The following is a 977-nucleotide window of genomic DNA, read 5'->3' on the forward strand; positions in this document are numbered from 1 at the left end:
GCCTAAAAGCACCCCGTATCTTCAGGAAGAAATACTGCATATCTCTATACCCATAAGCCACTCTCTTTATGACCTTGATCTTGTTGTTGATCCCCTCCAGAACACTGGTATGGATGGGATAGCGGCAGTGGGCGAGAATGCCCCGAAGTCTTCTCTTGAGCATTCTGGCGAATTTCTTCAGTGGCTCGATCTTGGAGTAAATGGCCCTCCTGTACCAACCCCAGAAGAATTTCTCCGCGTAGTAGGGGCTGCGGTAGTGCCACAAGCGCTTGAGGTCGTCTTTTAGGACGTACACGGTGAAGAGTCTCTTGTTCAAGGCCAATAGCTCGGAGAGCTTCTCCTGTTGCCAATCTTTCAGGTTCTCGGAGTTGGAGAGAAGGATATAGCGGGTTCCCTTGTATAGGTCCTTGTATTTCTCTTGGGCCCTCTTAGTCTCGGAAACCCTTACCTTATCCACCACCTCCCTCCCATAGGCGGATATGATATGGAAGGGGTCATAGACGATTTCGGCGCCTTAACAGTGCTTTCTCACCGCCGCCTGGTAAGGGTCCCACATGTCCATGGCCACGGCCTCCACGCCTGAGCAGTTCTGCTCGCCAAAGAGGGAAAAGAACTCCTCCCAGGTCTCCTGCCTGCGGTCTTTCCCCACCCAGAGCACCGCCTCAGGCCTCTGCGTCTATCACCGTGGTGCCGTATTTGTGCCTCTTTTGGATGGAGAACTCGTCCACCGCGAGCAATCTTGCTGGGGTTTCCGCAGGCGTGGGAAGCTCCTCCTCTAGCGCCTGCTTGTCTATCTCCTTCACTGTTTTCCAGTCCAGGTGATATTGCGCCGCTATAGCCTTGAGAGAGCGGGTCTCACGGCAAGAGAGAGCCACCTCGGCAGCCAGGCGCCTGGTGTAGGTGAGCCGGGGCTCCACGAACGGAAGTTCCTCGGTTACCACCCCGCAGTCGGGACAGGCCACCCGGAACTGGGGGAA

At 55.4% G+C, this 977-nt stretch carries 1 protein-coding gene and 1 pseudogene; both read right to left on the bottom strand.

Translation table 11 applies throughout. The annotated features are described in order from the left end of the window. Nucleotides 1–658, bottom strand: a pseudogene (locus HW443_RS11870) (ISL3 family transposase); the annotation flags it as partial. Between the two features lie 4 nt (nucleotides 659–662). Then, nucleotides 663–977 (bottom strand): transposase family protein (locus HW443_RS11880; RefSeq protein WP_176236406.1); only part of this gene is annotated, 315 nt, incomplete at its 5' end.

Source organism: Candidatus Hakubella thermalkaliphila, from assembly GCF_013281975.1.
Classification (GTDB): domain Bacteria; phylum Actinomycetota; class Humimicrobiia; order Hakubellales; family Hakubellaceae; genus Hakubella; species Hakubella thermalkaliphila.